Below are 25,898 nucleotides of genomic sequence, written 5' to 3' on the forward strand. Positions count from 1 at the left end.
GGGAGGGGAGAGGCGGAAAACGGAGCAGAATGCGGAGAATACCTGACACGCTCTGTCCCGCTTCAGCCCACACGTTGGACTTTTCGAGTGCCGCCGCATCACTCTTATCGATTAACATCTGGCAAATTTTCGTGCGGCCGCAAACATCATTTAGACACATGTTTAATTCATCAGCCAGCGGGCGCGTCCGGCCCGGTGCCGCCCGACGTTCGGGCGACGAGAGCGGGCCGCGTTCGGGCCGCCGGACGCGGCTCGTCGAAGTGGGGGGTAGGTTCCGGCCCGCCCGCTCCGTATCATCACCTCCGCAACGGTTTCTCTCTCCGGGGGGCGTTTGATCCATGCGGCACGTGCTTTCCGCTCTGGTGCAGAACCAACCGGGCGTTCTGGCGACCGTCGCCGGGATGCTCCACTCGCGCGGGTTTAACATCGACAGCCTCGCCGTCGGCGAGACCGAGACGCACAACCTGTCGCGCATGACGTTCGTCGTTCACGGCGACGACCAGGTGCTCGACCAGGTGCGGAAGCAGCTCGACAAGATCGTCACCGTCGTCCGCGTCGACGACATCAGCTCGGAGAACTTCGTCGAGCGCGACCTGATGCTGATCAAGGTGACGTGCGCGTCCCCGCAGCGCCCCGAGGTGTTCCAGCTCGCCGAGAGCTTCCGCGGCCGGGTGGTGGACATCCAGCACAACAACGTGCTGATCGAGATCAGCGGCACCGAGGGGAAGGTCGAGGCGTTCATCGAGCTGATGCGCCCCTACGGCATCCTCGAGCTGGCCCGCACCGGGCGGATCGCCCTGGTCCGGGGCGAGGCGAAGCCGCCCGTCGCGGCGGAAGGGACCTGAGCCCGGCCCGCGCCCGCGTCGCTTACGACCTGTGACTTTCTGACTTGGGACCCGCACGACATGAGCACCGCCCCCGAGAAGATCGTCCTCCCGACCCGCCGGCTCGCCCCGGCCGTGGTCGAGCTGCTCCGCGCGCTGAAGCCGGGCGACACGATCAAGGTGACGCAGACCGTCCGCGTCGGCGCGAAGACGTGGCCCGCGGAGTCCGGCGGCGCGTTCCGCGGGCTGGCGTACCTGCAAACCGGCGTCACCACCGAGCGCGTGAAGGACGACGACCTCGTGGTGCCGGTGGTGCGGTTCACCAAGCCGAACGGCGAGCTCGCGTCCATCAGCATCGACGAGAACACCAAGATCGAGCGCGCCTGACGGGCGGGGTGAACGCAACGAGGGCCGGGCGGGACAGACGTGTCTGTCCCGCCCGGCCCTCGTTGCGTTCACGCGCGGAACCCGCGCCGCGGTCACGCCGCGGTGGGTTCCGGCACCTCGACGGTCGTTTGGCGGGCCGGCGCCTCAAGGACCGGGGTTTCGATGACCGGGAGTTCGATTGCCGCCACCTCGGTCACCACCGGCGCCACGGGCGCGGGAGCCGCAACCGCAACCGCCGGCACCTCGACCGTCAGCTTCAGCGGCCCCACGACCACCGGGGCGGCCACGCCCATCACCTCGTTCGCGAGGGCGGCGTAGTCGGCCGCGCCGCTGCTCTTCGGCGCGTAGGCGAACACGCTCTTGCCGAAGCTCGGGCACTCCGCCAACTTGATGTTGCGCCGGATGCGGGTGCCGAACACCTTGGCGTTGGCCCACGGCACGTTCGCCCCGCGGCTCTGCGCGAGGAACGTGGTCAGGTCCGTGACCACCTCCTGGGCGAGCTTCGTGGCGGCGTCGTAGAGGCACACCACAACCCCGGTGACCGTGAGCTTGGGGTTGATGCGCCGGGCCACGAGCGCCGTCGTTTCGAGCAGCTTGCTGAGCCCGTGCAGCGCGAGGAAGTGCGGCTGGAGCGGGATGAACACCTCGTCCGCGGCGGCCAGCGCGTTGAGCGTCAGCACCCCCAGCGACGGGCCGCAGTCCATCAGCACGTAGTCGAACGCGGTCGCGTCCGCCGCCAGCGCCTCGCGGAGGATCACCTCGCGGCCCACGATGCCCGCGAGTTCCACCTCGGCCGCCGCCAAGTTGATGTCCGACGGGATCAGGCTCAGGTTGTCGCCCACCGTGCGGCGCACCTCGGCGACCGGCTTGTTGGACACCAGCACGTCGTACAGGGACGGCAGCGTGCCGTCCGGCTCGGCCCCGAGGTGGGTGCTGGCGTGCGCCTGCGGGTCCAGGTCGATCACGCACACCCGCTTGCCCGCCAGCGCCAGCGCCGCCGCGAGGTTCGCGGTGGTGGTCGTCTTCCCGACCCCGCCCTTTTGATTGATGACCGCGATGGTCCGCATGGTGTGTCCTCCTGACGCGGCATTCGCCCGCCGGCGCGGAACGTGCTTCTTGCCGCAACTCTTATCACGCTTATAACCTGAGTAACCTCTCCCCGACCAGCCCAACCGCGCGGCCCGTAATCGGCACACGGGCCGCCCGCGGCGTGCGGCCCACCACCTTCACCGACGTGCGCCGCGGCGCGGCGCGGAACAGGAGCCTCCTCCCGATGTCGAACCCCCGTCAGGCCGCGATTCAAGCCATCGCGACGACCGAGTACGACCTGAACCAGATCGACTTCCGCACCGCGCACCTGAAGGAACTGTTCGGCACGCTGGTGTTCAGCGAAGAGGTGCAGAAGCAGCGGCTCCCGAAGCCGGTGTTCAAGGCCCTCCAGAAGACCATCAAGCAGGGCGCGCAGCTCACCGACCCGGCCGTCGCCGACGCCGTCGCCAGCGCCATGAAGGACTGGGCCATCGAGCACGGGGCCACGCACTTCACCCACCTGTTCCAGCCCATGACCGGGCTGACCGCCGAGAAGCACGACAGCTTCCTGGCCCCCACCGGCACCGGCAGCGCGGTGTCCGAGTTCAGCGGCAAAGAGCTGGTGAAGGGCGAGCCGGACGCGAGCAGCTTCCCGAGCGGCGGCATCCGCGCCACGTTCGAGGCCCGCGGGTACACCGGGTGGGACCCGACCTCGCCGGCGTACATCCGCGAGACCCCCAACGGCGCCACCCTCGTCATCCCGACCGTGTTCGTGTCGTGGACCGGTGAGGCGCTCGACAAGAAGACCCCGCTGCTCCGCAGCATGGAGGCCCTGAGCCACCAGGCGCTCCGCATCGTGCGGCTGTTCGGGAACACCGAAGCCAAGCGGGTGTTCACCACCGTCGGCCCGGAGCAGGAATACTTCCTCATCGACAAGAACTTCCTGTACGCCCGCCCGGACCTGCTGAACTGCGGCCGCACCCTGTTCGGCGCCAAGCCGCCGAAGGGCCAGGAGCTCGAGGACCAGTACTTCGGCACCATCCCGGAGCGGGTCATCGCGTGCATGGCCGAGTGCGAGGCCGAGATGTTCAAGCTCGGCATCCCGGTGAAGACCCGGCACAACGAGGTGGCCCCGAGCCAGTACGAGATCGCCCCGATCTTCGAGGACTCGAACCTCGCGACCGACCACAACCAGCTCACGATGGACGTGATGCGGCGCACCGCCGAGAAGTACGGCCTCGTGTGCCTGCTGCACGAGAAGCCGTTCGCCGGCATCAACGGGTCGGGCAAGCACAACAACTGGTCCATGTCCACCGACCTGGGCGAGAACCTGCTCGAGCCGGGCCAGACCCCGCACGACAACGCGCAGTTCCTGGTGTTCTGCGTCGCCGTGATCCGCGCCGTGGCCAAGTACCCCGAGCTGCTCCGCGTCACGGTCGCCAGCGCGGGCAACGACCACCGGCTCGGCGCCAACGAGGCCCCGCCGGCCATCATCTCGATCTTCCTGGGCGACCAGCTCCAGGACATCATGGACCAGCTCGAGAAGGGCAAGCCCGAGAAGACCCTGCCGGGCGGGTTCATGGAGGTGGGCGCCAGCGTGCTGCCGAACCTGCCGCGCGACGCCGGGGACCGCAACCGCACCAGCCCGTTCGCCTTCACCGGCAACAAGTTCGAGTTCCGCGCCGTCGGGTCGAGCTTCAGCATCGGCGGCCCGAACACGGCGCTCAACACCATCGTGGCCGAGTCGCTCGACTTCGTGGCCACCCAGCTCGAGGCGGCCGTGAAGGGCGGCACCCCGCTGAACACCGCGATCCAGAACCTGCTGCCGGGTATCCTGAAGGAATCGAAGAAGGTCATCTTCAACGGCGACGGGTACTCTGAGGAGTGGCACAAGGAGGCGGAGCGCCGCGGCCTGCCGAACCTGAAGAACACCGTGGACTCGCTCCCGGTGATCGTCCGCAAGGACTCGGTGGAGCTGTTCACCAAGTACAAGGTGTTCACCGAGCGCGAGCTGACCAGCCGGTACAACATCTTCAGCGAGAAGTACGTCAAGGAAGTCTCCATCGAGGCCAAAACGATGGTGAACATGGCCAAGACGATGATCCTGCCGGCGGCGCTGCGGTACCAGGCGGAAGTGGCCGCCGCGGTGAACGCGACCAAGGCCGCCGGGGTGGACGCGGGCGCCCAGTTCGACCACCTGAAGGAGCTGGTGACCACGACGGGCCAGTTCCAGGCCGCGATCCGCGACCTGGAGCACGCGCTGGATCACCCGCACTCGGGCGACCCGTACGCCGACGCCAAGACGGCCCGCGACGCCGTGCTGCCGAAGATGGTGGCGCTGCGCGAGCTGGGCGACAAGCTCGAAACGATGGTCGCCGACGACCTGTGGCCGCTCCCGACCTACCGCGAGATGCTGTTCATCAAGTAAGCAAGAGTGAGTGAAACGAAGTGGCCCGCGGGGTGAAAACCCCGCGGGCCACTTCGTTTCGTGGCGCGGTGGTATCGTGTTCACATCCTGCGGAGGTGCGGTTATGCGTCGTATCGTTCTGGACGCCGAACTTCGCGCCAAACTCAACGGCGCGACCGCGGTCGTTGAAGTCGCAGACGAAGCCGGCAACGTCGTCGGACGTTACGTTCCGGACGAGGTTCTTGAACGGATCATGGCCCGGCTGTTGCCCCCGTTATCGTCAGAAGAACTGGCCGCGGCGCGACGGGAGATGCTCGCGCACGGTGGCGTGACTTCGGCCGAACTGCTTGCCGGACTGGATGCGATCAAGCGCGAATGGGAATCGCGCCGATGAGCTACCGCGTCGTCTGGCGGCGGACCGTTAGGGACAACATTTACACCGTGGCGCACGTCGCTTACGAAACGGGCGGGGACGCGGGCGCGCTGTCGCAGGCGGTCGCCAACATCGAGTTAAGGCGGAGCGGCGAACCAGCGACCGAAGGCGAATCGCGCGGGGGCGCCGAACGGGCGCTGATAGTCCGTCCGCTCCCCGTCGTGTTTGAGGTGTTCGAGGACCGCGGCACGGTGCTGATCTACGACGCCGTGTATGACTCACGGCAGCGGCTGTAATCGGGGCGATTCGGCTTCAGCGCGCTCAGTCCCACACTTTCGGCCGGTGTCGCGCGCCCGGCAGTCGTGCCGGCGGCATCACGGGCATCCAGGGCTTCGGCTTCAGCGATTCTTCGGCGCTCGCGATCATCCCCTGAACCCTTAACTCTTCGCGCTTCAACCTCTGGATCTGCTCGGTGTGATCGGCACCGTCGTTCCGTTGCTCGTAGCGCTCTCGCTGCGTGCGGTAGTGGTGCAACAGGCGCTGGTACGTGTCCATCCGGCGGGCAACGTCCTCCCGGTCAACGAGACCCGGTGGGACCGGAACGTAATCGGGTTTGGGCTGTGGCCCCGTCACGCCGAACAGAACGCACAGCCCGGCGATCGTGATCGTGCTCATTTGCGCCTCGACGGCGGTTGTTCCGATCGTCTCCCGTGTGGACGATAACAACGCTGCAAAATTTGTCAATTGCGCGGGGGAGCGGCTACGATCGACGGGCCGGGACCGTCACCGAGAAGCGCCCGTGGGCCGCGAAGAAGCCGCGCGGCTGCGCGCGACGGCCGCGGACCCGGACGACACGTTCGCCGAGCTCGTGTACGCCGGCTGGCTACGCCCCGCTTCTCATGCGCGACAACGAGTTGCGGGACGCACATGCCGACGAGTGGGCCGCGCGGCCGCCCGCGTTCCCGGGAGTGTCGTACCGGGCGCCCGACACCCTCATCGCAGCGGAACGCCCCGACGCGCCGGGACCCGCGTTCACCACCGGGGACGCGCCCCGCGGTCGGCGCCGCACTGTTTTCCGCGGTCCCGGTCCGCGGCCCGCGTTTCATCCAGCGCCGATTCGGGCACCTAAAGATCTTGGCCCTCAAGGGTTGGCCACCGGCGCCGGCGGCCTCGCTTCGCTACACTAGCACCGTCGGATTCTTGTTCGGGAGGGGCTCGCGCATGTTCCGTCGGTGTGTGGTCGCGTACCTGGTGTTCGCTTCGGCCCACGCCCTGCTCGGCTGCGGCGGGCCGAAGGCCGATCCCAACGAGACCTCTCCGCAGGCGCTGTACGACCAGCACTGCGCGAAGTGCCACGCCCGCGCCGGGCAGCCGGGCGGCCCGGGGATCGGCGGCTCGCGCGGCCCCGACATCTCGAAGACCGGCCGGGAGCACGACGCGAAGTGGCTCGCCGACTACATCCGCAACCCCAAGAGCGTGCGGCCCGACGCGCGGCTCATGCCCGCGTTCGAGGGGACGCTCACCGAGGCGCAGATTCAGGCCCTGGCCGAACACCTCGCCGCCCAGAAGTAGCCCGAAACGCGCACACCCGGGCGCGGCCCGCTGTCGCCGGTCGGCGGGGGCGTATAACACGCTTCATGTCACGCAAACCTTCTGTCCTCATCACCGGCGCGTCGGGCGAGATCGGGCACGCGCTGATCTCGCGCCTGTCCCGCACCGACCCCGAGCGGCCCATCGTCACCCTGGACCTGAACCCGCTCCCGCCCGAGTCGGCGAAGCTGGTCCGGCAGGCGGTGTCCGGGTCGATCCTCGACCCCGCGCTGCTCGACGGGCTGCTGGCGCAGTACGAGGTGGACCACGTGTACCACCTCGCGGCGCTGCTCTCCACGCGGAGCGAGTTCAGCCCCGCCCTGGCGCACAAGGTGAACGTGGAGGGGACGCTCAACCTCCTGGAGTTCGCCCAGAAGCAGGGCGAGAGCCACGGCCGCCCGGTCGCGTTCTTCTACCCGTCGAGCATCGCGGCGTTCGGGCTCCCGGACCTCGGCGCGAAGGCCCGCGCCGGCCGGCTGAAGGAAGACGATTACAACGTGCCCACGACCATGTACGGCGCCAACAAGCTGTACTGCGAGCACCTGGGCCGGTACTACGCGCGGCACTATAAGCAGCTCGCCGCCGAGGTCATGAGCGGCAAGGTGGACTTCCGGTGCATCCGGTTCCCGGGGCTGATCTCGGCGGAAACGGTCCCCAGCGGCGGCACCAGCGACTACGCCCCCGAGATGATCCACGCCGCCGCCGCCGGGCAGCCGTACGCGTGCTTCGTGCGGCCGGACACCCGCATCCCGTTCATGGCGATGCCCGACGCCGTGGACGCGATCTTCCGGCTGATGGAGGCCCCGCGGGCGCGCCTGACCCGCACCGTGTACAACATCGGCGCGTTCGCCCCCAGCGCCGCCGAGATCGAGCAGGTGGTGCGGGCCGCGTTCCCGCGGGCGCAGATCGCCACGCAGGTGGACGAGAAGCGCCAGGGGATCGTGGACTCGTGGCCCGCGGACGTCGACGACTCCGCCGCCCGGAACGACTGGGGCCACCGCCCGGTGTACGGGTTCGCCCCCGCGTTCGGCGAGTACCTGATCCCGAGCATCAAGAAGCGGTACGCCTGAGGCCGCACATCCGGACCGAATCAACCGCGGGCAGGCGAAACGACCCGCCTTTTCGCTGGCCGACGAAGTGCCAACGGGCTGACAATGGCGGGATGAAAAGCACCCCACCGTTGTCGGCCCGCTCCGCTTTCACACTGATCGAGCTGCTGGTGGTGATCGCCATCATCGCGATCCTGATCGGGCTCCTGCTGCCGGCCGTGCAGAAGGTCCGCGAGGCGGCGGCCCGCATGAGCTGCCAGAACAACCTCAAGCAGCTCGGGCTGGCGCTGCACAACTTCCACGACGCGAACGACGCCTTCCCCGCGTCCGGGTGGACGACCGGCGGCCCCGGGAACCCGAGCGGCAAGTACGTCGGCTGGCGCCCGCTCACGCTCCCGTACATCGAACAGGGGAACCTGCAAAAGCTGTACGACTTCGGCTCGAACTGGTGGGAGGGCACGAACCCGACCGCCGCCGCGGTGCCGGTGAAGGTGTTCCAGTGCCCGTCGGTGCCCGGCCGCGCGGAGGTGCTCAGCGCGGTGGCGAAGGCCCCGCGCCCGGCCGTGACGTTCGCCAACCCGCTGGCCCCGACCGACTACGAGGCGCTGATGGGGGTGCAGCCGTCGGCGGTCAACCCGCACCTGCCGGCCGCGCTCTACGACGCCAACAACCGGTTCGCGGTGCTGCACCGGAACTCGCGGGTGCGGGTCACCGACGTGACCGACGGCACCTCGACGACAATCATGCTGGTCGAGGCCGCGGGGCGCCCGCGGGTGTACCGCAACCGCACCGCCCGGGCGGACCTGAGCAACGACCAGGGGATCGGGTGGGCGGACAGCGAGGGGCCGTTCAGCTTCGACGGCGCGGCGGCCGACGGCTCGGCCGAGGGGTGCGGGCCGGCGGGCGGGTGTACGGAAGCGATGAACCGCAAGAACGACAACGAGCCGTTCGCGTTCCACCCGGGCGGGGCGAACGTGGTGTTCGCGGACGGGCACGTGCAGTTCGTCCGCGACTCGGTGCCGCTGGCGACGTTCGCGGCGCTCAGCACCCGCGCCGCCGGCGAGGTAATCGCCGGGGAGTTTTGAGCCTCACCGCCCGAGCACGGCGTCGAGCGCCCAGCACCCCGGAATGTGGAGGTGCGGCTCGCGGCAGTGCGTGAGCAGGTGCTCGTCCTGGCACCCCGCCTCCTCGAGCGCGTCGGCCAGGATCGGCAGGGCCGAAAAGTCCCCGGTCGCGGCGACCTGGGTGGCGATCGACGGCACGGCGCCGTGGTTCCAATCGAGCCACGCCGGGTCGACGCCGGGCGGGCGGAACGGGTTGCCGAACACCTCGCGGACCAGCCCGCACGCGCGCAGGTTCGACTCCGCGGACCGCAGGTCCTCGCGGTCCGCCGTCAGGTACGTCAGCCCCCGCTGCCAGGGCGAGAACCCGCCCGCCCCGCTCGGCCACTCCGTTTCCACGCGCGCCCGCTTCGCCTCGGGCAGCCGGGCGATGATCTCCTCGCGGAACCGCCCCCCGTCGAGCCGGCTCTTGGCGTCCGGCAGGTTCACCTGGCGCAGCATCTGCGCGAACCACCCCACGGGCGCCGCCGGCGAGCCCAGCGCGATCCGCGCGGCCAGCGCCTGCGCCTCCTGGTACGCCTCCTGGCGCGCGGCGGACCGCACCGACGCCGCCCCCAGGTCGAAGACCCGCTTCACCTCTTCCGTGTGGACCTGGGCCATCACGCCGAGCCGGTGCGCGAACAGCCGCGCCCACGCGCTGTCCACGCCGAAGCTCCAGTCGAACGGGAGCGGATCGGGGATCTCGGGGGCGTGCGCCCGGACCACCTCGCGCCACAGGTGCGTCGTCTCGCTGTCCGCAGACGGGCGGAAGGCGAACTGCTCGAGCGCCGCGAGGACGCGCTCGCCGAGGTCGGTGCGCGGCCCCGGCACCATGTGCCGCACCGCCGCGCACGTCAGGAGCAGGTACTTGCGCCCCCCGTTCGGCTGCACCCGCGAGAGGCGCAGCAGGTGCCGCGGGTTGGTCGCGGTGGTCCAGCTCTCTTCGGATGAGTTGGTCATTGCGGCCAGCCGGCCCCCGGCCCGTGATCGTTCGGTCAATTCGCTCACGCTTCGCACGGTAGTCGGGCTCGCGAACGGGGCGGGCACACTCCCCGTTAATGATCGTCGATCCGGGGGCGGATTTTCGCCGGGCCTGAACCGGGCCGCCCGGCCCGGTAGAATTGCCCCGCGTGCCGAACTCACACTTCCGAAACCGGTTCACAGGACGTTGACATGTCTGCTGAAGTTTCGCGCCGGGAGCTGCTCGCCGCGGTGGCGGCCGTCGGGGTCGGGGGGGCCGCCTTCCAGCGCGCGGCGGTCGCCGCGGCGGCGCAGCCGAAGGTCGAGGCGGTGACGCCGGAAATGGTGCAGTCCGCCGAGTGGGTCGCCGGGATCACACTCACCGAGCCGGAGCGAAAGGCCGTCGCGGCGGCGCTCACGAACACGCTCCGGACCGTCGCCGCGCTCAACAATCTCCCGATCAGCAACGCCGTCGGGCCGGCGGTTCACTTCACTGCGGTGCCAGGAGAGCCGCCGTCGAAGGGCGGGCGCGGGACGGTGGAACTGAACCGTAAACCGGAGGGCGTGAATAAGCTCGACGGCGACGACCTCGCGTTCGCCCCGCTAGCCGACCTCGCCGAGCAGGTGCGACACAAGCTCGTCTCATCAACCGAACTCACCAAGCTCTACCTCGCCCGGCTCAAGAAGTACGACCCGGCCCTGCTGTGCGTGGTTTCTCTGACCGAGGAGGTGGCGCTCAAGCAGGCGGCCGAGGCCGATAAGGAGATCGCCGCCGGCAAGTACCGCGGCCCGCTGCACGGCATCCCGTGGGCCGCGAAAGACCTGATCGCGTACCCGGGCCACCCGACGACGTGGGGCGCCGGGCACTTCAAGGAGCAGACGTTCGAGGAGCGGGCGACCGTCGCGGCCCGGCTGGACGCGGCCGGCGCGGTGCTCGCGTGCAAAACCACCCTCGGCGCGCTGGCGTGGGGCGACGTGTGGTTCGGCGGCACCACGCGGAACCCGTGGAACATCAAACAGGGGAGCAGCGGGTCGTCGGCGGGCACGGCGTCGGCGGTCGCGGCCGGGCTGGTCGGGTTCGGCCTCGGGAGTGAGACCCACGGCAGCATCGTGTCGCCGTCCACGCGGTGCGGGGTGACGGGGCTGCGGCCGACGTTCGGGCGCGTCAGCCGGCACGGGTGCATGGCGCTGTGCTGGTCGCTCGACAAGGTCGGCCCGATGTGCCGCAGCGCGGAAGACTGCGCCCTGGTGCTCGGTGCGATTCACGGCTTCGACGGCAAGGACCCGACCGCCCAGGACCGCCCGTTCGACTGGCCCGCGAAGACGGACCTGAAGGAGCTGCGGGTCGGGTTCGTCGAGGGGCGGTCCGGCGGGCTGTCGGACGACGACCGGAAGGTGCTCGCCGGCCTTGGCGTGAAGCTCGTGCCGATCACGCTCCCGGCCGGGCCGGCCGGCGCGCTCATGAGCATGATTCTGGACGTGGAGTCGGCGGCGGCGTTCGACGACATCACCCGCGAGGGGGTGAAGGAGAACATCGGGCTGTGGCCCAACACGTTCCGCCGCGGCCGGTTCGTGTCGGCGGTGGACTACCTGCGCGCCCAGCGCGCCCGCACCCGTTTGATGCGCGAGATGACGCAGGTGTTCGAGAAGGTGGACCTGTACGCCAACGGTAACGACCTCGCGCTCACGAACCTGACCGGCCACCCGACCGTCTGTTTGCCGAACGGGTTCACGAAGGCGGGCACGCCGACGGCGCTCACGTTCACCGGCAAGCTGTTCGGGGAGGGGGCGCTGCTAACGGTGGCGAAAGCGTACCAGGACGCCACCGGCCACCGCAAGCGCCCGCCGCAAGACGCGTGGGTGCCGGAGAAGAAGGGTGACACGAAAGACGAGAGCGCCGGAACCGTCCACCCGCTTCGCTGAAGGCGCGTTACGCGGCTCCCCCGCCGTGAAGTGGGAACCAGAACGGTTGGAGTCGGGCTACAAAAACGCACATCCGGATGAGTTACCAGCCTCCCGAACTGGCAACCCACCCGGATGGGATCAGCGGTGTGTCTGTCCGCCCGGTTTCGCTCGCGCCGCCTCTCCCCTCAGCGCGATTCGCCGGTCGGTGATTACACCACTGTGCTGACAGGGGAACTCGCCATTTGAAGACGACCTGTCGCGATGAGCATATTATGCGTCGTGAGCGGGGAGAGTCAACCTCGATTCATTACTAACGAAATTCACAATATCCACTTTGTCACTTAACCCACGCCGTGGCGCCCTCACCGGTGCCCACGGCCACGTCCGTTACCGTGTCACCATCGACATGGCCGACCAACTCGTCAGACGCTAAGGGCTTCCGGTCCCAAGGCCGCTCGTCGAAAGTCGTAACGTCGCAAATTTATTAGGGAAAAAGCCTTGTGACGTTATGACTTGCGGACCTGACGACGGCTGACCGGTCGTCAGGTTCGATGTCAGCGCGGCGGCAGGTGAGCCGCGCGGTTGGGCAGCGGCGAGCACGACACGGGGGTCGAAGGGTCGAAACTCGGCTTGACCGGTGCGCCGCGCGACGGTACACCCCCGCAGATTAACCGAACGTGACGTGAAGCGGCCGGTGGGCGTGCGCGCCGGCGCTTGGCCCCGGGACCGCCGGGCGAGCGGGTCGTGGAACGACGGGGGCGCCCATGAGCGGTTGGACCGACCAGCGAGTGCTTATCACCGGCGGGCTCGGGTTCATCGGGTCGAACCTGGCGATCCGGCTCGCCGAGGCCGGCGCCCGGGTCACCATTGTGGACGCGGTGATCCCCGAGTACGGCGGGAACCTGTTCAACATCAAGCACGTCCGCGACCGCGTGACGGTCAACTTCGGCGACATCTGCGACCGGCTGGCGATGAACTGGCTGGTGGGCGGGCAGGACTATGTGTTCCACCTCGCCGGGCAGGTGTCGCACGTCATGAGCATGACCGACCCGTTCCCGGACATCGAGTTCAACATCAAGGGCACGGCGGTGGTGGTGGAGGCGCTGCGGCACCACAACCCGACGGCGAAGCTGGTGTTCACCGGCACCCGCGGGCAGTACGGGCCGGCGCTGCGGCTGCCCGTCGCCGAGACCGCCCCCACCAACCCGAAGGCGATCTACGAGATCTCGAACCTGACGGCCGAGAAGATCATCCAGGTGTACCACCAGATCCACGGCCTGCGGGCCGTGATGCTGCGGCTCACCAACATCTACGGGCCGCGCGCCCAGATGAAGCACTCCCAGTACGGGGTGGTGAACTGGTTCGTCCGCCAGGCGCTCGACGGGGTGCCGATCAAGGTGTTCGGGGACGGCCGCATCCTGCGCGACTTCGTGTACGTGGACGACTGCGTGGACGCGCTGCTCGCGTGCGCGACGAGCGAGGCCGCGGTGGGCGAGGTGTTCAACGTCGGCAGCGACCGGCCCGCGTCGTTCCTGGAGCTGGCGCAGACGCTGGAGCGGCTGTGCCCCGGGTGCGTGTGGGGGTTCGCGCCGTTCACCCCCGAGCGCGCCGCCCAGGAGCCGGGGGACTTCTACTCGGACATCACCAAAATCCGCACCACCGTCGGCTGGGAGCCGCGGACCGCGCTCGAGGACGGGCTGCGGCAGACGCTGGACTATTACGCGCGGCACCGCGACCACTACTGGCAGCCCGCCGGCGTGCGGCGCGCGGCCTGAGGCGCGGGCCGCCCCGTCGCGCGTGAACCCGAACCACCCGGAGCCGGCACGGAGGCCCTCCACCATGACCGACCACCAGCGGTTCGCGGCGCTCACCTTCGACGGGTTCCGCGCGCTCGCGGCGACCGACGGGCTCAGCCGCTACGAGCGCATCGGGTTCCCCGACTCCTACCGCGCGGGGCATGAGGCGAACATCTACCGGGACGTGCGGCGGAAGCTGACCAACCTCGACCTGCGCGACCAACGGGTGCTCGACATCGGCCCGGGGTGCAGCGACCTCCCGCACCTGCTACTCGAGACGTGCCGCCAGCAGGGCCACGAGCTGCTGCTGTGCGACTCGCCCGAGATGCTCGCGCACATCCCGGACGACCCGCGGGTGCGGAAGTTTCCCGGGCGGTTCCCGCAGGACGGCGACCTCGCGGCGCACGCGGGCCGGGTCGACGTCGTCCTCGTGTACTCGGTGCTCCAGTACGTGTTCGTCGAGGCGTCCGTGTTCGACTTCCTGGACGCGTGCCTGGCGCTGCTGGCCCCCGGCGGCCAGCTCCTCATCGGCGACGTGCCGAACGTGAGCAAGCGGAAGCGGTTCTTCGCCTCGGACGCCGGGGTCCGGTGCCACCGCGCGTTCACCGGCACGGACGAAACGCCCGAGGTGCGGTTCAACGCGCCGGACCGGGGCAAGATCGACGACGCGGCGGTGCTCGCGCTGGTCGCGCGGGCGCGGGCCGCCGGGTTCGACGCGTACGTGGTGCCGCAGGCGGCCGAGCTGCCGATGGCGAACCGGCGCGAGGACATCCTGATCGTGCGCCCCTGACGAGGACGGACCGATGCAGAAGGACCGGAAGCTGATCCTCATCGGGGACAGTGCGTTCGCGGAAGTGGCCCACGAGTACTTCACCCACGACTCCCCTTACGAGGTGGTGGCGTTCGCGGTGGAGCGGGCGTTCCTGACTCGCACCGAGCTGTTCGGCAAGCCGGTGGTGCCGCTGGAGGAGCTGCCCGAGCGGTACGCGCCGGCCGACCACTCGTTCTACGCCGCCCTCGTGTACACACAACTCAACCGGCTGCGGGCGCGCCTGTACCGGGCCGCCAAGGAGATGGGCTACCGGCCGGCATCGTACGTCAGCCCGCGGGCATTCGTGTGGCGGAACGTCGAGCTGGGCGAGCACTGCTTCGTGTTCGAGAACAACGTGATCCAGCCGTTCGTCAAAATCGGGGCGAACGTGGTGCTGTGGAGCGGCAACCACATCGGCCACCACTCCGCCATCGCCGAGCACTGCTTCATCTCCTCGCACGTCGTGGTGTCCGGGTTCTGCACCGTCGGGGCGCACTGCTTTTTCGGCGTCAACGCAACGCTCGGGAACAACGTGACCGTCGGCGCGGACTGCCTGCTCGGGGCCGGCGCTACGGTCGTAAAAGACGTGCCCGCGGACACGCTGGTGCGGGGCACCCTGAGCGACCTCAGCAAGCCCATCAGCGCGCGCCGGTTCTCCAAGGTGCCCGAGGCGGCCTAACCTGGACCCACGGCACGAAGGCGCTCGGGGCGTTCGCCGGGGACCGTTCCGCGCGCCCGGCGTTGAACCGAGCGGGCGCGCTTCGAAACTGTGAAAGGTCGGATGCGGCATGAGGTGGGAGAAGAAGGGGCTGATCTACGCCCCGGCCGGCGACCGCTGGTGGGCGAAGGGCTACGCCCACCTGCCGACCGCCCTGCCGCGCCCCGACGGGTCGATCCGCGTGTACTTCGCCGCCTTGGACGACAACAAGTTCGGGCGCATCGGCTACGTCGACCTGGACGGCGACGACCCGGCGCGGGTGCTCGCCGAATCCGCGGAGCCGGTGCTGGACCTGGGCGAGCTGGGCTCGTTCGAGGACTCGGGGGTGGTGCCGTCGTCGGTCGTCGAAACGCCCGAGGGGCTGCGGCTGTACTACCACGGGTTCCAGCGCACCGAGCGGATCCCGTACATGATCTTCACCGGGCTGGCCGACGGGGACGCGGGCGGCGGAACGTTCGCCCGCCGGTCCCGCGTGCCGCTGCTCGACCGCACCCCGGACGAGCCGTTCCTGCGCGGCGCGCCGTGCGTGCTCGCCGAGGGCGGGGGCTACCGGATGTGGTACGTGTCGTGTACCCACTGGTCCGAGACCGGCGGCAAGCTCCATTACAACAACGTGATCCGCCACGCCACCTCGCCCGACGGGCTCCGCTGGGCGGCCGACCCGGTCCCGTGCCTGGAGCCGCTCCAGCCCGACGAGTACTCGGTCGGCCGCCCCTGGGTGGTGCGGTTCGGCGGCGAGTACCACATGTGGTACTCGTCCCGGTCGCACAGCCAGTTGTACGCGATCAGCCACGCCCGCTCGGCCGACGGCCTGACCTGGACCCGCGACCCGGATTACGGTATCGAGCGCTCCCCGGCCGGGTGGGACGGCGAGATCATCTGCTACGCCAACGTGATCCCGTGGAAGGGCCGGTGGCTCATGTTCTACAACGGCAACGGCCACGGCCGCAGCGGGTTCGGCCACGCGGTCCTGGGCGCGGCCTGAACCGGGGCGGGCGCCTCAACGGGAGGGAGCGATCATGCGGCGGAGCGCGACTGCGGTCTATCGGTGCCCGTACACCAAGGAGCCCCTCGCGCTCGACCCCACGGGCGGGGCCGCGGGCGAGGACGTGGCGGCCGGCCGGCTCGTGTCCGGCTCCGGCCGCGCCTACGCCGTCGAGGGCGGCATCCCGTACCTGATCGACCTCAACGACGAGCTGTTCTGCGAGGAGGAGAAGCAGGAGAACGCCTACTACCAGGCGTCGTACCAGGGGTACGACGCGGTCCTGGACTGGGTGTTCGAGAGCTTCCGCGAGGACGAACGGACGGTCCGCGGCAAGATGGTGGACCTGCTGGAGTTGAAGCCGGGCTCGAAGGTGCTCGAGACCGGCGCCGGCACCTGCCGCGACTCGGTCCACATCGCCGAGCGGCTCGGGGCGGGGGGCGAGCTCTACGTCCAGGACCTGTCCTCGCACATGCTCAAGCTGGGGCGCGAGCGGGTGGCCGCGGCGGCCCGGCCCGACGGCCCGCGGGTCGAGTTCTCGGTCGGGAACGCGGCCAACCTGCCGTTCCCGGACGGGCACTTCGACGCGGCGTTCCACTTCGGCGGGCTGAACCTGTTCACCGACAAGACGAAGGCCATCGCCGAGATGGCCCGGGTGGTGCGGGTGGGCGGCAAGGTCGTGTTCGGCGACGAGGGCGTGGCCCCGTGGCTGCGCGGCACGCCGCACGGCAAGGTGCTGATGAACTCCAGCAAGCTGTACTGCTACGCCCCGCCGCTCGAGTGCCTGCCCGAGACCGCCCGCGACGCCGGGGTGCGGTGGCTCCTGGGCAGCGCCTACTACGTGGTCGACTTCCGCGTCGGAGAGGGCGCCCCGTACCTCGACCTGGACCTGCCGATCCGGGGCCGCCGGGGCGGCACGCACCGCTCGCGCTACTACGGCGTGATGGAGGGCGTGACCGTCGAGGCCAAGCACCTGGCGGAGGAGGCGGCGGCGCGGGCCGGGCTGTCGATCCACGACTGGCTGGACCGGGCGGTGCGGGCCGCGGCGGCTCAGACGAAGGCGGCGTGAGCCGCGGGTGCCCACACGGGCCGGAGGGGGCATGATCAAATCGTACGGCGTGCGGGAGACGACCGCGGTCGGGACCGAGGCGGAGCGGCACGCCGAGGAGATCCGGCTGTGCGGCTTCACGGTGCTGCGCGGGGTGGTGCGGGCGGAACACCTGGACGCCGCGCGGGCCGGGCTAGACCGGCTGTACGCGGAGCAGGCCGCCGCGGCCGGCGGCGCGGACCGGCTGGCCCGCATCAACGACGCCAACATCGTCCGGTGCCCGCTCGCCCAGGACGACCTGTTCCTGGAGCTGGTCACCCAACCGCGGCTGCTGGCCGTCGCCGCCGCGCTGCTCGGCGAGTACTTCGTGCTCCAGCAGCAGAACGGCGTCATCAACCCGCCGGCCGGGGACAACTACCAGGCCGCCTGGCACCGGGACCTGCCGTACCAGCACTTCGTGTCGTCGCGCCCGCTCGCGCTCAGCGCGCTGGTGTGTATCGACCCGTTCACCGCCGAGACGGGCGGCACGTGCGTGCTGCCGGGGTCCCACAAGAGCGAGCAGTTCCCGTCCGCGGACTACGTCCGCGCCCACGAGCGCGGGGCGGTCGGCGACCCGGGCGACGTGCTGGTGTTCGACTCGATGCTGTACCACCGCGCGGGCACCAACCGTTCGGGACGGCTGCGGCGCGGGCTGAACAACGTGCTCGGGCTGCCGCTCCTACAGCAACAGATCAGCCTGCCCCGCGCGCTGGGCGGCCGGTTCGCCGAAGACCCGTTCCTGCGCAAGTTCCTGGGGTACGAAACCGAACCGGCCGGCAGCTCGTTCGAGTGGCGCGGGCGCCGGCTGGAGAAGCTGGCCGGCTGAGCCCCGCCGGCCGCACCCGCGAGACCGCCCCGACATGATCGTCACCCGGTACACGCCCGACGACGCGCCCGCGTGGGACGCGTTCGTCCGCGCCAGCCGCAACGGCACGTTCCTGCTGTGCCGCGGGTACATGGACTACCACCGCGACCGGTTCGCCGACCACTCGCTGCTCGTCCGCGACCCCGAGGGGGCGCTGGCCGCGGTGCTCCCGGCGCACGCGGCCGGGGACCGGCTCGTCAGCCACGGCGGGCTCTCGTACGGCGGGTTCGTGATCGGCCCCGGGATGAAGACGCCCGCCATGCTGGGGGCGTTCGAGGCGGTCGCCGCGTACCTGCGCGGACAGGGCTTCGTGACCTTCGACTACAAGACGATCCCGCACATCTACCACCGCCAGCCCGCGGAAGAGGACCGGTACGCGCTGTTCCTGACGGGGGCCGGGCTGCTGCGCCGCGACGTGCTGTCGGTGGTGCCGCGCGGGGACCGGCTGCCGTACCAGACGCGCCGCGCGCGCGGGATCAAGAAGGCACAGAAGGCCGGCGCCGCGGTGGCCGAAGCGGGCGAGTGCGGCCCGTACTGGGAGCTGCTGGCGGCCACGCTGGCCGAGCGGTTCGGGGCGGAGCCGGTCCACACGCTCGCCGAGATCGAGCTGCTGAGGGCGCGGTTCCCGCGGAACATCCGGCTGTTCACCGCGGCGGCCGGGGGCGAGCTGCTGGCCGGGGTGCTGGTGTACGAGTCCGAGCGGGTGGCGCACTGCCAGTACATCGCGGCGTCGCCGGCCGGCCGGGCGTGCGCCGCCCTGGACCTGCTGTTCGACCACCTCCTCGGCACGGTGTACGCCGAACACCCGTACTTCGACTTCGGCGGCTCCCACGAGGACGCCGGCCGAGCCGTCAACGCGGGCCTGATCGACCAGAAGGAGGGCTTCGGCGCCCGCGCCGTGGCCCACGAGCAGTACCGCATCGACCTGACGGCCGTGCGGCCCGGTGCGCTGACGGGGGCGGCCCGATGAAGAAGATCTCGGTCGTGGTGCCGGTGTACTTCAACGAGGGCTCGCTGCCCCCGCTGTTTCAGGAGCTGCTGGGGGTGGAGCGGCAACTCGCGGACCTGGGCGTGGAGCTGGAGCTGATCTTCGTGGACGACGGGTCGGGGGACGGCTCCTACGCCGAGCTGCTCAAGATCAAGGCCGCGCGGCCGGCCACGCGGGTGGTCAAGCTGTCGCGCAACTTCGGAGCCGTCCACGCCTCCAAGGCGGCGCTCCAGTTCGTCACCGGCGACGCGTTCATGCCGCTGGCGGCCGACCTCCAGGACCCGCCCGCGCTGATCGTCGAGATGGCCCGGCGGTGGCTGGCCGGGTCCAAGTTCGTCACCTGCGTGCGGGCCAAGCGGGCGGACCCGCCGCTCACCACGCTGTTCGCCAAGGCGTACTACCGGCTGCTGCGGGCGGTGGTGGTGGACGACTACCCGGACGGCGGGTACGACCTGGCGCTGATGGACAAGGCGCTGCTCGCGCACCTGCGGGCGAGCGGGAAGAACAGCAACCCGAACGTGTTCGCGTTCTGGCTCGGGTTCAAGCCGGACGTGATCCCCTACGAGCGCCGCGAGCGGGTCCACGGCAAGTCGCGGTGGACGTTCCGCAAGAAGTGGAAGTTCTTCCTCGACACGATGCTCGGGTTCTCGATTGTGCCGCTGCGGCTGATCTCGCTGACCGGGATGGTGGTGTCGGCGGGCAGCCTGATGTTCGTGGCGTTCGTGGTGGTGAACGGGCTCCTGGGCCGCTACGACGTGCCCGGGTTCGCCACGCTGGCGTCCATCATCGCGTTCCTGCTCGGGCTGGTGATCTGCATGCTCGGGGTGATGGGCGAGTACCTGTGGCGCATCTTCGACGAGATCAACGGCCGCCCCGAGGCCGTCATCGACGAGGTGCTGTAGCCGCCGCCCCGGCGGCTCTCATTCACGATCCGGCTGGCGGTGTCTGTTTTGGTTTTGTCTTCGTGGCACAGACAGGAATGTCTGTGCGGCGACTGAATGTCGCACAGACAGGAATGTCTGTGCCACAAGAAACAGACACTACCAGCGGGTTGTGATGATTTCTCCGGAACCTCCCGAAGAAATGACGGACGCCGGTCGTGCAACGGCGTGCGACACACGATAGCGATCACTTCGCCGGCACGAACTGGACCGCGTCCAGAATCACGTACCCGTCGGCGCCGGCGTTCGTGATGGTGACACTGCCGCCCTTCCCCTTCGCGAACTCGAACGTCCCGAGCGACACCCACAGCCCGTCGATCGGCGGCTTCTTCTTCTGGTCCACCGTCTTTTCGGTCGCGCCGCCGGCGTGGGTCACCGTCACCGCCGCGTTCGACGCGCGGTTCGCGTTGGCGGAGTACGCCACCCGCACCTCGTACTTACCGGCCGCCGGGAGATCGGGCACGAACTTGGCCGTCTGCTTGCCCCGGTCCGCGTTCCCGTCGTGCCGGTAGCCGACGCCGACGAACGGCCCGATGGTCGAGCTGACCGTTTCGAAGCCCGTGCGCTCCGCGTCGGCGTCATCGACCACCACGCCCGCCAACGTCTTCGGGTCCACGGCGCCGGCCGACGGCGGCGCGGCGGACTCCAGCACCTGACCGTCGGCCAGCAGCCGCTTCCGCAGCGCGTCGTAGTCCAGTTTCTGCGCGTCCACCTTGGTGTCGATGGCCAGGCACGCGGCGGTCGCGGCGCTCTGGCCGAGCACCATGAACACCGGCTCCATCCGGACCGACCCGTAAGCGATGTGGGAGCAGCTCAGGCACACCGGCACGAACAGGTTGGGGCACTCGCCGGTTTGCGGCACGATCGACTTGTAGCTGATGCGGTACGGCCCGCCGGGGGACACCTGCACGTCCCCCTCGTTCTGGACGAACCCGTCGGCCGTGACGTACCGGCAGCAGTTGTGCGAGTCCATGTTGTACGACCCCATCCCGACGGACATCGGGGTGTCGCGCCGGCGCCGGCAGTCCTGCTCGGTGATAACATAGTCCGCCACCATGCGCCGGGCCTCGCGCACGTAGATCTGGTGCGGCCAGTGCCCGGTATCGGTGAACTCGTCCTTCGCCAGCCCCCACTTCGCGAACTGGTCGCGCACCTTCTGGGGCACCCGGCGGTGGTTCTGGAGCGCCCACATGAGCCCCTTCTGGTAGCTCAGGTGCGCGGCAACGATCGTCTCGCGCTCCGCGTACCCGGCCTCGGGGTACTTGTAGTTCTGGCCGATGAAGTCGGTGCTCACGGCGAAGTTGTTGTTCGTATCAGTTTTGCCGTTGGGCATTCGGTCCGGTTTGACGGGCACCCGCAGGTCCCCGGCCTCGAAGTTCCGGAACAGCAGCTCGTACTTCGCCTCGTCGAAGTCCTGCGGCTTCTCGAACGGCACGCGGTTCTCGGGCACATCGGTCATGCACATGCGGAAGCAGTACGCCTGGACCCGCTTGTCTCCCTCGCCGTCGGCCGGGAGCGGGTCGGCGTCGATGCCGAACAGGAGCCCGCTTTTGGGGTCGCGGGGCTTGACATACGGGTCCACCTTCGCGGTGAACCGGTGGGTGTGCTGGTTCCACTTCCGGGCCACCCCGTTGAGCGCCTCGTTGTAGCGCGAGTTCGGCTCGCGCCCCACGGCGAACGAGACGCCCGCCGCGGCCATCAGGTCGCCCTCGTAGGTGGCGTCGATGAACATCTTGCCCGCGAACGTCTTCCCGCCCTCGGTGCTGAGCGAGGTGACGCGCTTGCCGTCGAGCGCCACGCCCTTCGCGCGGTCGAGCCGCTGCCCGAACACGACCTCCACCTTGGCCTCTTTGAGAAAGTCCCGCAGGATCTGCTCGGCCACCTTGGGCTCGAACGTCCACATGGCGTCCTCGTCCTTGCGGTAGAACGGGTACCCCTCGCGCTTCTGGTGGGTCCACGCCTCCGGGGCGTCGTAGTGCTTTTTGACCCGCTGGTAGAACGCCCGCGCGAGCCCGCCGATGACGCGCTTGTCGCCGCTGTCGGTCCACCCGAGCCCGCCGCTGGTGAGGCCGCCGATGTGCGCGCCCGGTTCCACCAGCACGACCGTTTTACCCATCCGCGCGGCCTGCACGGCCGCCATCGCGCCGCCGGCCGTTCCGCCGTACACCACGACGTCGTACTCGGCGCCGCGGGCCGCCGCGGGGATTGAGAGAAAGGCCACCGCGATCAGGTAGCGCATGACAGGACTCGGGATCGGGGAAGAGGAGTCGCACGTGTGCCGCGCAACTCCGGGTGTTGTACGGCCCGGGTGCGAAGGTTACACCCACCCGCTGACAGACGCAAGCGCCACACCATCTGTAGAACAATTAGCCGCGGCGCCCCGGCCCGCCCCGTTGGGAGGTGGCGGGCACGACATCCGCGAACCGCCCGCCCCGGGCGCGCGTCTTCGCTACACACGCGGCCGCACCTCGGCGTGACCGCCTCGTACCCGCGCAGGAACGTCACTCCGATGACACCCCTTGCCGACTCCTATGACGCGATCGCCCGATCCGCCGACCGCCGGTGGACGTTCCGGCTCCTCGACCGACTAACGGCCCCCGACCTGCCGGACGACGAGCGGCCCGACGTGGTCAACGCGCTGGTGGCGGTTTCCGATCCGCGAGCCGTCCCGATCCTGGAACGAACACTCACGGACCACGCCCGCACGGTCGCGATGCGCGAGGCCGCGAGCTACGTCCTGCGGAACATGGACCACCTCGAGGTGGACTGGTCGGAAGGCACGTTGCGGGGCTGGTGGAACGGTCCCGACGCCGTCCTCCGCCAACACGCCCTACGATCGATGGGTGCAGCCGCTTGCCCGGACATCGTGCGTGCCGTTGCCGGGGACCCGACCCACACGCTGCGGGCAACGGCGCTCGACCGAATGATCTTCTTCTTCGACGCCCCGGCCGACGTGGACACGAAAATCGAGGCTCTGACCGCCTCAGCGCCGGAGGTGCGTGCGACCGCGGCGAAAATCCTGTTCTGGGACGAACCGGTCGCGGCCGAAACGGCACTGGCGACCGCCACCGCCGACCCCGTCGAGCGTGTCGCCATCGAGGCGCTCCTCACGTTGCAGTATTACCCCTCACGGCACGTGATCCGCAGCCTTCACGGACAACTCGATCACCCCGCCGAGCCGATCCGTTGCGCCGCCCGTGAGAGCTGGGACGAGATCCGATCCGGTTGTCTGCGGTACGTCTGCGACGACGGCCCGCGCGTGTCTGCTCGGGTCCGGAGTTGGCTCGCGCCCGTCTGGGATCTCCTGTCATACACGGACGAAGAATTGGCCCCGCCCGCCTCGGAACCCTTCGCAGCGCAACCCGCGCGCGAAACTCCGCCACCAATTCCGTCCGATCTGCTCCGATTACTCGCCGACCCGGACACGTCCCCAAAAGTGTTGGAGGAAGTGCTCTGGGGAAAGGCATGGGCGACGTACCCGCCCACCGCCCGGCGCCAGGTGCGCCCGGTGATGCGGAACCATACCGATCCGCTGGTACGCCAAAGGAGCACAGAGCCGCTCCGCGCGTGGGGCGACGAAGACGGGTTACTGGCGCTGGCCCGCGACCCCGATTTTGGTGTGCGCAAATCAGCGCTGTACGAACTTGGCCGGTTACCACCGGACCCACATATCGCAGCGCTCGCATGGGATCACCTGCACCAACCGCAGACGTTGGGTACCCACGCGACTGAAACACTCGCCGCGTTCGTCGCTCATGCGGATCGGAACGAAGCGGCGCAGCGATTACAGTCGGTCGCCGCGGACCGAAACCGGCCGGAGAAACTGCGGGTGGCGGCGGTGGATCACCTCACGACGCTCCAAGCAACGGACGAAATCCGCCAGTTAACCAAGCTGTTGGCCGAACCACCGGCGGTAACGTGGGCGCTGCACATCGCAGTTCTCGGGGCGGCCACCGATCTCGCGCTGCCGGTCTCGTGCTCTCATCTGGACGACGTGGACAACCTGCACCTCCAAGTCGCGCTGGCGACGGCATACGGAGTGCCCGGTTGACACCTGTTCCCGACTGCGGGAAACTGACATCAGGTTCGCCCCGACTTTATACCGTTCAACCGGAGTCGCTGATGTCTCGTCTGCTCGCCTGCCTGACCCTCGCGGTCGGCGCCGGGCCACTGTTGGCGTGCCTCAACGATGTCGAGTTGCCCGCCCACGAGCGCGAGTTCCGGTCCCAGTACCGGAGTTCCAACCCGCCACCCGTCGCACCTTCGTCCGAGCCCACGGACCGCCCCAGCACCCGTTTCATGTTCGGAGCCGGGGCCGCTCTGCTTGTGGCGGCGTGCGTCCTCGTGCTGGTCACCCCCCGAACGCGGAGCTGATCCGTGGCAAGTCGTGTGCGCCAAAGCATTTGGACCGTAGGTGCGGCGGCCCTCGGGCTGTTCGCCGGTTGCGTGGGCGGAATCGCCTCACACGCGGGTCCGTATTACAAGCCCCCTGCGTCTCTGGCCGAACGCGCCCCGCTGCCGCACCACGTTCCCCCCTTCGCCGGCGGGGCGGCGCTGCGGTTCGCGATGGTCCACGATGTCATCCACGAGCGGTTCCCGCGACACGGCCGGGAGCACTACCGCTCGCGCGACTGGCACACCCGCCGGCGCCTCGCCGCACTGGCCCCGGACGACCCCGCGACGTTCCCACTCGCCGACGACCTCGCGGTCGGGTTGGAACGGCTCGGGCGACCGGACGAGGCCGCAGCGGTCGCACGCGACAAGCTCGCCCGCCAGCAGGCCAAGGGGCTCTCCGGGCGCGACCTGTACACGTCATACGCCAACCTCGGCACGTTCCTGATCCACGCCAGTTTCGCGGATGCGGTGGCCGGTGTCCCGGCCGCACGACAACAGTTTTGCGAGGGCGTGGGGTTGGTCCGGAAATCGGTCGAGGTTAACCCGGAAGCCCACTTCGGGCGCGAGCGGTGGCAGACGGCGGTTGCCGAATTCCTGCTCGCCGCGATGCACGACCGCGAACTGCTGCGCACGTTCGACTGCCTCGGAAACCGGCTCGACCTCGGGATCGAGGAGTGTCTGAACCGGGAGGCGAACTGGATGCAAACCGGTTACGGGCGGGCGGTCGACGCGCAGTTTAGTCAGGGGAAGGCGGTGTACGGGTTGCAGAGCTTCTTCGAGCCCGGTACCGATCACGCCGACCCCGCCCGGTGGACCGAGTTGAGCCGCATCCGCGAACACATTACGAAAGTGGGCGCGGAGAAAGGATGGGAGGCGGTGCCGGTGCCCTCACACCGCAAGCCCGTGCCCTTCGACGAACCGGTGCTCGGGATCATCGGGATGTGGCGACAGGGCGGCGGGGCCAACCCGCACTTCGCGCTCGCTCTGGGCGAGGTCATGCTGCGGGTGGGTCAGCGACACATTGCCTGGGCGGCGTATGAACGGGCGTATCGACTGGCCGACCGTTACTGGCCGGATCCGTCCCTCCGGGGGTTCCTTCTCACCCACTGCCGAAAGCGACAGGCCGAGATTGAACAGACATTAACTTACATCCCACCTGCCAGCGACAGCCGCCCGGCGTGGCAGAACGTTACCGCACCGATACCGGCCGCCGAGGTCGCCGAACTCCGTCCACGGTTCGAGGCGGAACTCGCACACGGACAGGGCTACCAGCGGGCGTACCAGGAGTACGAAAACAAGCAGATCGCGAAAGGGGCGTCGATCTTCGACGCGCACCTCTTCGACCAGTTCCACGCGGGCCGTGAACCGATCGCCTCAGCGGTCGGCCCAGAGGAGCAGTTCGTGTGGGTGTCGCAGGGTAAGAGGCAGACGTATGTGGTGAACTGGGGGTTGGCGGGTGGAACGTTTGGCGCCGGGTTGGCGGCTGTAGTGGTGGCCGGCTACCTCCGTTGGCGTTCGAGCCGCAAACGTGTCGATTCAGAACTGACGGCGGCGGATTGAATTTGGTGAATGGCGTCATGGGCCTCACGGGAGGCCTCACGACCTGCGCTGCACCGGCGGGTGGTCGGAACTCGTTCAGTGGCCAGGGAGGGGCGACCGGAAGTGGGGTGTATGAAGTGTGGGTATAAACG

General features: G+C 69.3%; 24 protein-coding genes. 20 read left to right on the forward strand and 4 right to left on the reverse strand.

What is annotated here, in order from left to right; genetic code table 11:
• The first annotated feature begins 338 nt into the window (after positions 1-338).
• On the forward strand, positions 339-845 hold the full coding sequence (gene ilvN / locus R5W23_RS08030; RefSeq protein WP_261187151.1) for an acetolactate synthase small subunit: 507 nt from the start codon (positions 339-341) through the stop codon (positions 843-845).
• 60 nt (positions 846-905) lie between these two features.
• On the forward strand, positions 906-1,211 hold the full coding sequence (locus tag R5W23_RS08035) for a hypothetical protein (protein ID WP_261187152.1): 306 nt from the start codon (positions 906-908) through the stop codon (positions 1,209-1,211).
• A gap of 92 nt (positions 1,212-1,303) precedes the next feature.
• Here R5W23_RS08035 and R5W23_RS08040 read toward each other — a convergent pair whose 3' ends face one another.
• Positions 1,304-2,278 carry a ParA family protein gene (locus R5W23_RS08040; RefSeq protein WP_320685886.1) on the reverse strand — a complete coding sequence of 325 codons (975 nt, stop codon included), beginning with the start codon at positions 2,276-2,278 and terminating at the stop codon, positions 1,304-1,306.
• Positions 2,279-2,484: 206 nt separating this feature from the next.
• Here R5W23_RS08040 and R5W23_RS08045 point away from each other — a divergent pair, with 206 nt between their 5' ends.
• From R5W23_RS08045 to R5W23_RS08055, 3 genes are all read left to right on the forward strand, one after another.
• Positions 2,485-4,668, forward strand: a complete 2,184-nt coding sequence (locus R5W23_RS08045) for a glutamine synthetase III family protein (protein WP_261187573.1) — start codon at positions 2,485-2,487, stop codon at positions 4,666-4,668.
• A 103-nt stretch (positions 4,669-4,771) separates the two neighbouring features.
• Positions 4,772-5,041, forward strand: coding sequence for a hypothetical protein (locus tag R5W23_RS08050; RefSeq protein ID WP_320685887.1), 270 nt, complete (start codon positions 4,772-4,774; stop codon positions 5,039-5,041).
• Positions 5,038-5,316 (forward strand): hypothetical protein, encoded by a 279-nt coding sequence (locus R5W23_RS08055; RefSeq protein WP_320685888.1) that lies wholly within the window; start codon positions 5,038-5,040, stop codon positions 5,314-5,316. The genes R5W23_RS08050 and R5W23_RS08055 overlap by 4 nt, the downstream gene beginning before the upstream one ends.
• Positions 5,317-5,341: 25 nt before the next feature.
• Here R5W23_RS08055 and R5W23_RS08060 read toward each other — a convergent pair whose 3' ends face one another.
• The gene (locus tag R5W23_RS08060; RefSeq protein ID WP_261187570.1) at positions 5,342-5,695 is read right to left on the reverse strand and encodes a hypothetical protein; all 354 of its coding nucleotides are present in this window, start codon (positions 5,693-5,695) and stop codon (positions 5,342-5,344) included.
• A 546-nt stretch (positions 5,696-6,241) separates the two neighbouring features.
• On the opposite strand from R5W23_RS08060, the gene R5W23_RS08065 reads away from it, so the two are divergent.
• From R5W23_RS08065 to R5W23_RS08075, 3 genes are all read left to right on the forward strand, one after another.
• Positions 6,242-6,592: a c-type cytochrome gene (locus tag R5W23_RS08065; RefSeq protein WP_261187569.1), complete on the forward strand. Its 351-nt coding sequence runs from the start codon at positions 6,242-6,244 to the stop codon at positions 6,590-6,592.
• A gap of 65 nt (positions 6,593-6,657) precedes the next feature.
• Positions 6,658-7,680, forward strand: coding sequence for an NAD-dependent epimerase/dehydratase family protein (locus R5W23_RS08070; protein WP_261187568.1), 1,023 nt, complete (start codon positions 6,658-6,660; stop codon positions 7,678-7,680).
• Positions 7,681-7,772: 92 nt separating this feature from the next.
• Positions 7,773-8,744 (forward strand): DUF1559 domain-containing protein, encoded by a 972-nt coding sequence (locus R5W23_RS08075; protein WP_320685889.1) that lies wholly within the window; start codon positions 7,773-7,775, stop codon positions 8,742-8,744.
• Between the two features lie 3 nt (positions 8,745-8,747).
• Here R5W23_RS08075 and R5W23_RS08080 read toward each other — a convergent pair whose 3' ends face one another.
• Positions 8,748-9,719, reverse strand: coding sequence for a hypothetical protein (locus tag R5W23_RS08080; RefSeq protein WP_320685890.1), 972 nt, complete (start codon positions 9,717-9,719; stop codon positions 8,748-8,750).
• Between the two features lie 213 nt (positions 9,720-9,932).
• Here R5W23_RS08080 and R5W23_RS08085 point away from each other — a divergent pair, with 213 nt between their 5' ends.
• From R5W23_RS08085 to R5W23_RS08125, 9 genes are all read left to right on the forward strand, one after another.
• Positions 9,933-11,642 (forward strand): amidase, encoded by a 1,710-nt coding sequence (locus tag R5W23_RS08085; RefSeq protein WP_320685891.1) that lies wholly within the window; start codon positions 9,933-9,935, stop codon positions 11,640-11,642.
• A 746-nt stretch (positions 11,643-12,388) separates the two neighbouring features.
• A complete protein-coding gene (locus R5W23_RS08090) occupies positions 12,389-13,399 on the forward strand; it encodes an NAD-dependent epimerase/dehydratase family protein (RefSeq protein WP_261187564.1) in 1,011 nt (336 codons plus the stop codon).
• A gap of 64 nt (positions 13,400-13,463) precedes the next feature.
• Positions 13,464-14,210 (forward strand): class I SAM-dependent methyltransferase, encoded by a 747-nt coding sequence (locus tag R5W23_RS08095; RefSeq protein ID WP_320685892.1) that lies wholly within the window; start codon positions 13,464-13,466, stop codon positions 14,208-14,210.
• 13 nt (positions 14,211-14,223) lie between these two features.
• Complete coding sequence (locus R5W23_RS08100; protein WP_320685893.1) at positions 14,224-14,910, forward strand: acetyltransferase; 687 nt, start codon at positions 14,224-14,226, stop codon at positions 14,908-14,910.
• Positions 14,911-15,019: 109 nt separating this feature from the next.
• The gene (locus R5W23_RS08105; RefSeq protein ID WP_320685894.1) at positions 15,020-15,934 is read left to right on the forward strand and encodes a glycoside hydrolase family protein; all 915 of its coding nucleotides are present in this window, start codon (positions 15,020-15,022) and stop codon (positions 15,932-15,934) included.
• Positions 15,935-15,968: 34 nt separating this feature from the next.
• Positions 15,969-17,000, forward strand: a complete 1,032-nt coding sequence (locus R5W23_RS08110; protein ID WP_320685895.1) for a class I SAM-dependent methyltransferase — start codon at positions 15,969-15,971, stop codon at positions 16,998-17,000.
• A gap of 31 nt (positions 17,001-17,031) precedes the next feature.
• A complete protein-coding gene (locus tag R5W23_RS08115) occupies positions 17,032-17,844 on the forward strand; it encodes a phytanoyl-CoA dioxygenase family protein (protein WP_320685896.1) in 813 nt (270 codons plus the stop codon).
• Positions 17,845-17,878: 34 nt separating this feature from the next.
• Positions 17,879-18,853 carry a GNAT family N-acetyltransferase gene (locus R5W23_RS08120; protein ID WP_320685897.1) on the forward strand — a complete coding sequence of 325 codons (975 nt, stop codon included), beginning with the start codon at positions 17,879-17,881 and terminating at the stop codon, positions 18,851-18,853.
• Positions 18,850-19,773, forward strand: a complete 924-nt coding sequence (locus R5W23_RS08125) for a glycosyltransferase family 2 protein (protein ID WP_261187557.1) — start codon at positions 18,850-18,852, stop codon at positions 19,771-19,773. Before R5W23_RS08120 ends, R5W23_RS08125 begins: the two co-directional genes overlap by 4 nt.
• 226 nt (positions 19,774-19,999) lie before the next feature.
• Here the strand turns inward: R5W23_RS08125 and R5W23_RS08130 are convergent, their stop codons facing one another.
• A complete protein-coding gene (locus R5W23_RS08130) occupies positions 20,000-22,051 on the reverse strand; it encodes an FAD-dependent oxidoreductase (protein WP_320685898.1) in 2,052 nt (683 codons plus the stop codon).
• A 270-nt stretch (positions 22,052-22,321) separates the two neighbouring features.
• Here R5W23_RS08130 and R5W23_RS08135 point away from each other — a divergent pair, with 270 nt between their 5' ends.
• From R5W23_RS08135 to R5W23_RS08145, 3 genes are all read left to right on the forward strand, one after another.
• Complete coding sequence (locus R5W23_RS08135; protein WP_320685899.1) at positions 22,322-23,863, forward strand: HEAT repeat domain-containing protein; 1,542 nt, start codon at positions 22,322-22,324, stop codon at positions 23,861-23,863.
• A gap of 71 nt (positions 23,864-23,934) precedes the next feature.
• Positions 23,935-24,186: a hypothetical protein gene (locus R5W23_RS08140; RefSeq protein ID WP_320685900.1), complete on the forward strand. Its 252-nt coding sequence runs from the start codon at positions 23,935-23,937 to the stop codon at positions 24,184-24,186.
• A 3-nt stretch (positions 24,187-24,189) separates the two neighbouring features.
• Complete coding sequence (locus R5W23_RS08145; RefSeq protein WP_320685901.1) at positions 24,190-25,767, forward strand: hypothetical protein; 1,578 nt, start codon at positions 24,190-24,192, stop codon at positions 25,765-25,767.
• The last annotated feature ends 131 nt before the right edge of the window (positions 25,768-25,898 follow it).

It is taken from the genome of Gemmata algarum (genome assembly GCF_034097035.1).
GTDB lineage: Bacteria > Planctomycetota > Planctomycetia > Gemmatales > Gemmataceae > Gemmata > Gemmata algarum.

Coding starts and splice junctions, on each gene's coding strand:
- R5W23_RS08060 (WP_261187570.1), bottom strand. CDS start 5,695: ATGAGCACGATCACGATCGCCGGGCTGTGCGTTCTGTTCGGCGTGACG.
- R5W23_RS08130 (WP_320685898.1), bottom strand. CDS start 22,051: ATGCGCTACCTGATCGCGGTGGCCTTTCTCTCAATCCCCGCGGCGGCC.
- R5W23_RS08050 (WP_320685887.1), top strand. CDS start 4,772: ATGCGTCGTATCGTTCTGGACGCCGAACTTCGCGCCAAACTCAACGGC.
- R5W23_RS08055 (WP_320685888.1), top strand. CDS start 5,038: ATGAGCTACCGCGTCGTCTGGCGGCGGACCGTTAGGGACAACATTTAC.
- R5W23_RS08090 (WP_261187564.1), top strand. CDS start 12,389: ATGAGCGGTTGGACCGACCAGCGAGTGCTTATCACCGGCGGGCTCGGG.
- R5W23_RS08105 (WP_320685894.1), top strand. CDS start 15,020: ATGAGGTGGGAGAAGAAGGGGCTGATCTACGCCCCGGCCGGCGACCGC.
- R5W23_RS08065 (WP_261187569.1), top strand. CDS start 6,242: ATGTTCCGTCGGTGTGTGGTCGCGTACCTGGTGTTCGCTTCGGCCCAC.
- R5W23_RS08035 (WP_261187152.1), top strand. CDS start 906: ATGAGCACCGCCCCCGAGAAGATCGTCCTCCCGACCCGCCGGCTCGCC.
- R5W23_RS08120 (WP_320685897.1), top strand. CDS start 17,879: ATGATCGTCACCCGGTACACGCCCGACGACGCGCCCGCGTGGGACGCG.
- R5W23_RS08080 (WP_320685890.1), bottom strand. CDS start 9,719: ATGACCAACTCATCCGAAGAGAGCTGGACCACCGCGACCAACCCGCGG.
- R5W23_RS08070 (WP_261187568.1), top strand. CDS start 6,658: ATGTCACGCAAACCTTCTGTCCTCATCACCGGCGCGTCGGGCGAGATC.
- R5W23_RS08125 (WP_261187557.1), top strand. CDS start 18,850: ATGAAGAAGATCTCGGTCGTGGTGCCGGTGTACTTCAACGAGGGCTCG.
- R5W23_RS08075 (WP_320685889.1), top strand. CDS start 7,773: ATGAAAAGCACCCCACCGTTGTCGGCCCGCTCCGCTTTCACACTGATC.
- R5W23_RS08110 (WP_320685895.1), top strand. CDS start 15,969: ATGCGGCGGAGCGCGACTGCGGTCTATCGGTGCCCGTACACCAAGGAG.
- R5W23_RS08085 (WP_320685891.1), top strand. CDS start 9,933: ATGTCTGCTGAAGTTTCGCGCCGGGAGCTGCTCGCCGCGGTGGCGGCC.
- R5W23_RS08045 (WP_261187573.1), top strand. CDS start 2,485: ATGTCGAACCCCCGTCAGGCCGCGATTCAAGCCATCGCGACGACCGAG.
- ilvN (WP_261187151.1), top strand. CDS start 339: ATGCGGCACGTGCTTTCCGCTCTGGTGCAGAACCAACCGGGCGTTCTG.
- R5W23_RS08040 (WP_320685886.1), bottom strand. CDS start 2,278: ATGCGGACCATCGCGGTCATCAATCAAAAGGGCGGGGTCGGGAAGACG.
- R5W23_RS08100 (WP_320685893.1), top strand. CDS start 14,224: ATGCAGAAGGACCGGAAGCTGATCCTCATCGGGGACAGTGCGTTCGCG.
- R5W23_RS08135 (WP_320685899.1), top strand. CDS start 22,322: ATGACACCCCTTGCCGACTCCTATGACGCGATCGCCCGATCCGCCGAC.
- R5W23_RS08140 (WP_320685900.1), top strand. CDS start 23,935: ATGTCTCGTCTGCTCGCCTGCCTGACCCTCGCGGTCGGCGCCGGGCCA.
- R5W23_RS08115 (WP_320685896.1), top strand. CDS start 17,032: ATGATCAAATCGTACGGCGTGCGGGAGACGACCGCGGTCGGGACCGAG.
- R5W23_RS08095 (WP_320685892.1), top strand. CDS start 13,464: ATGACCGACCACCAGCGGTTCGCGGCGCTCACCTTCGACGGGTTCCGC.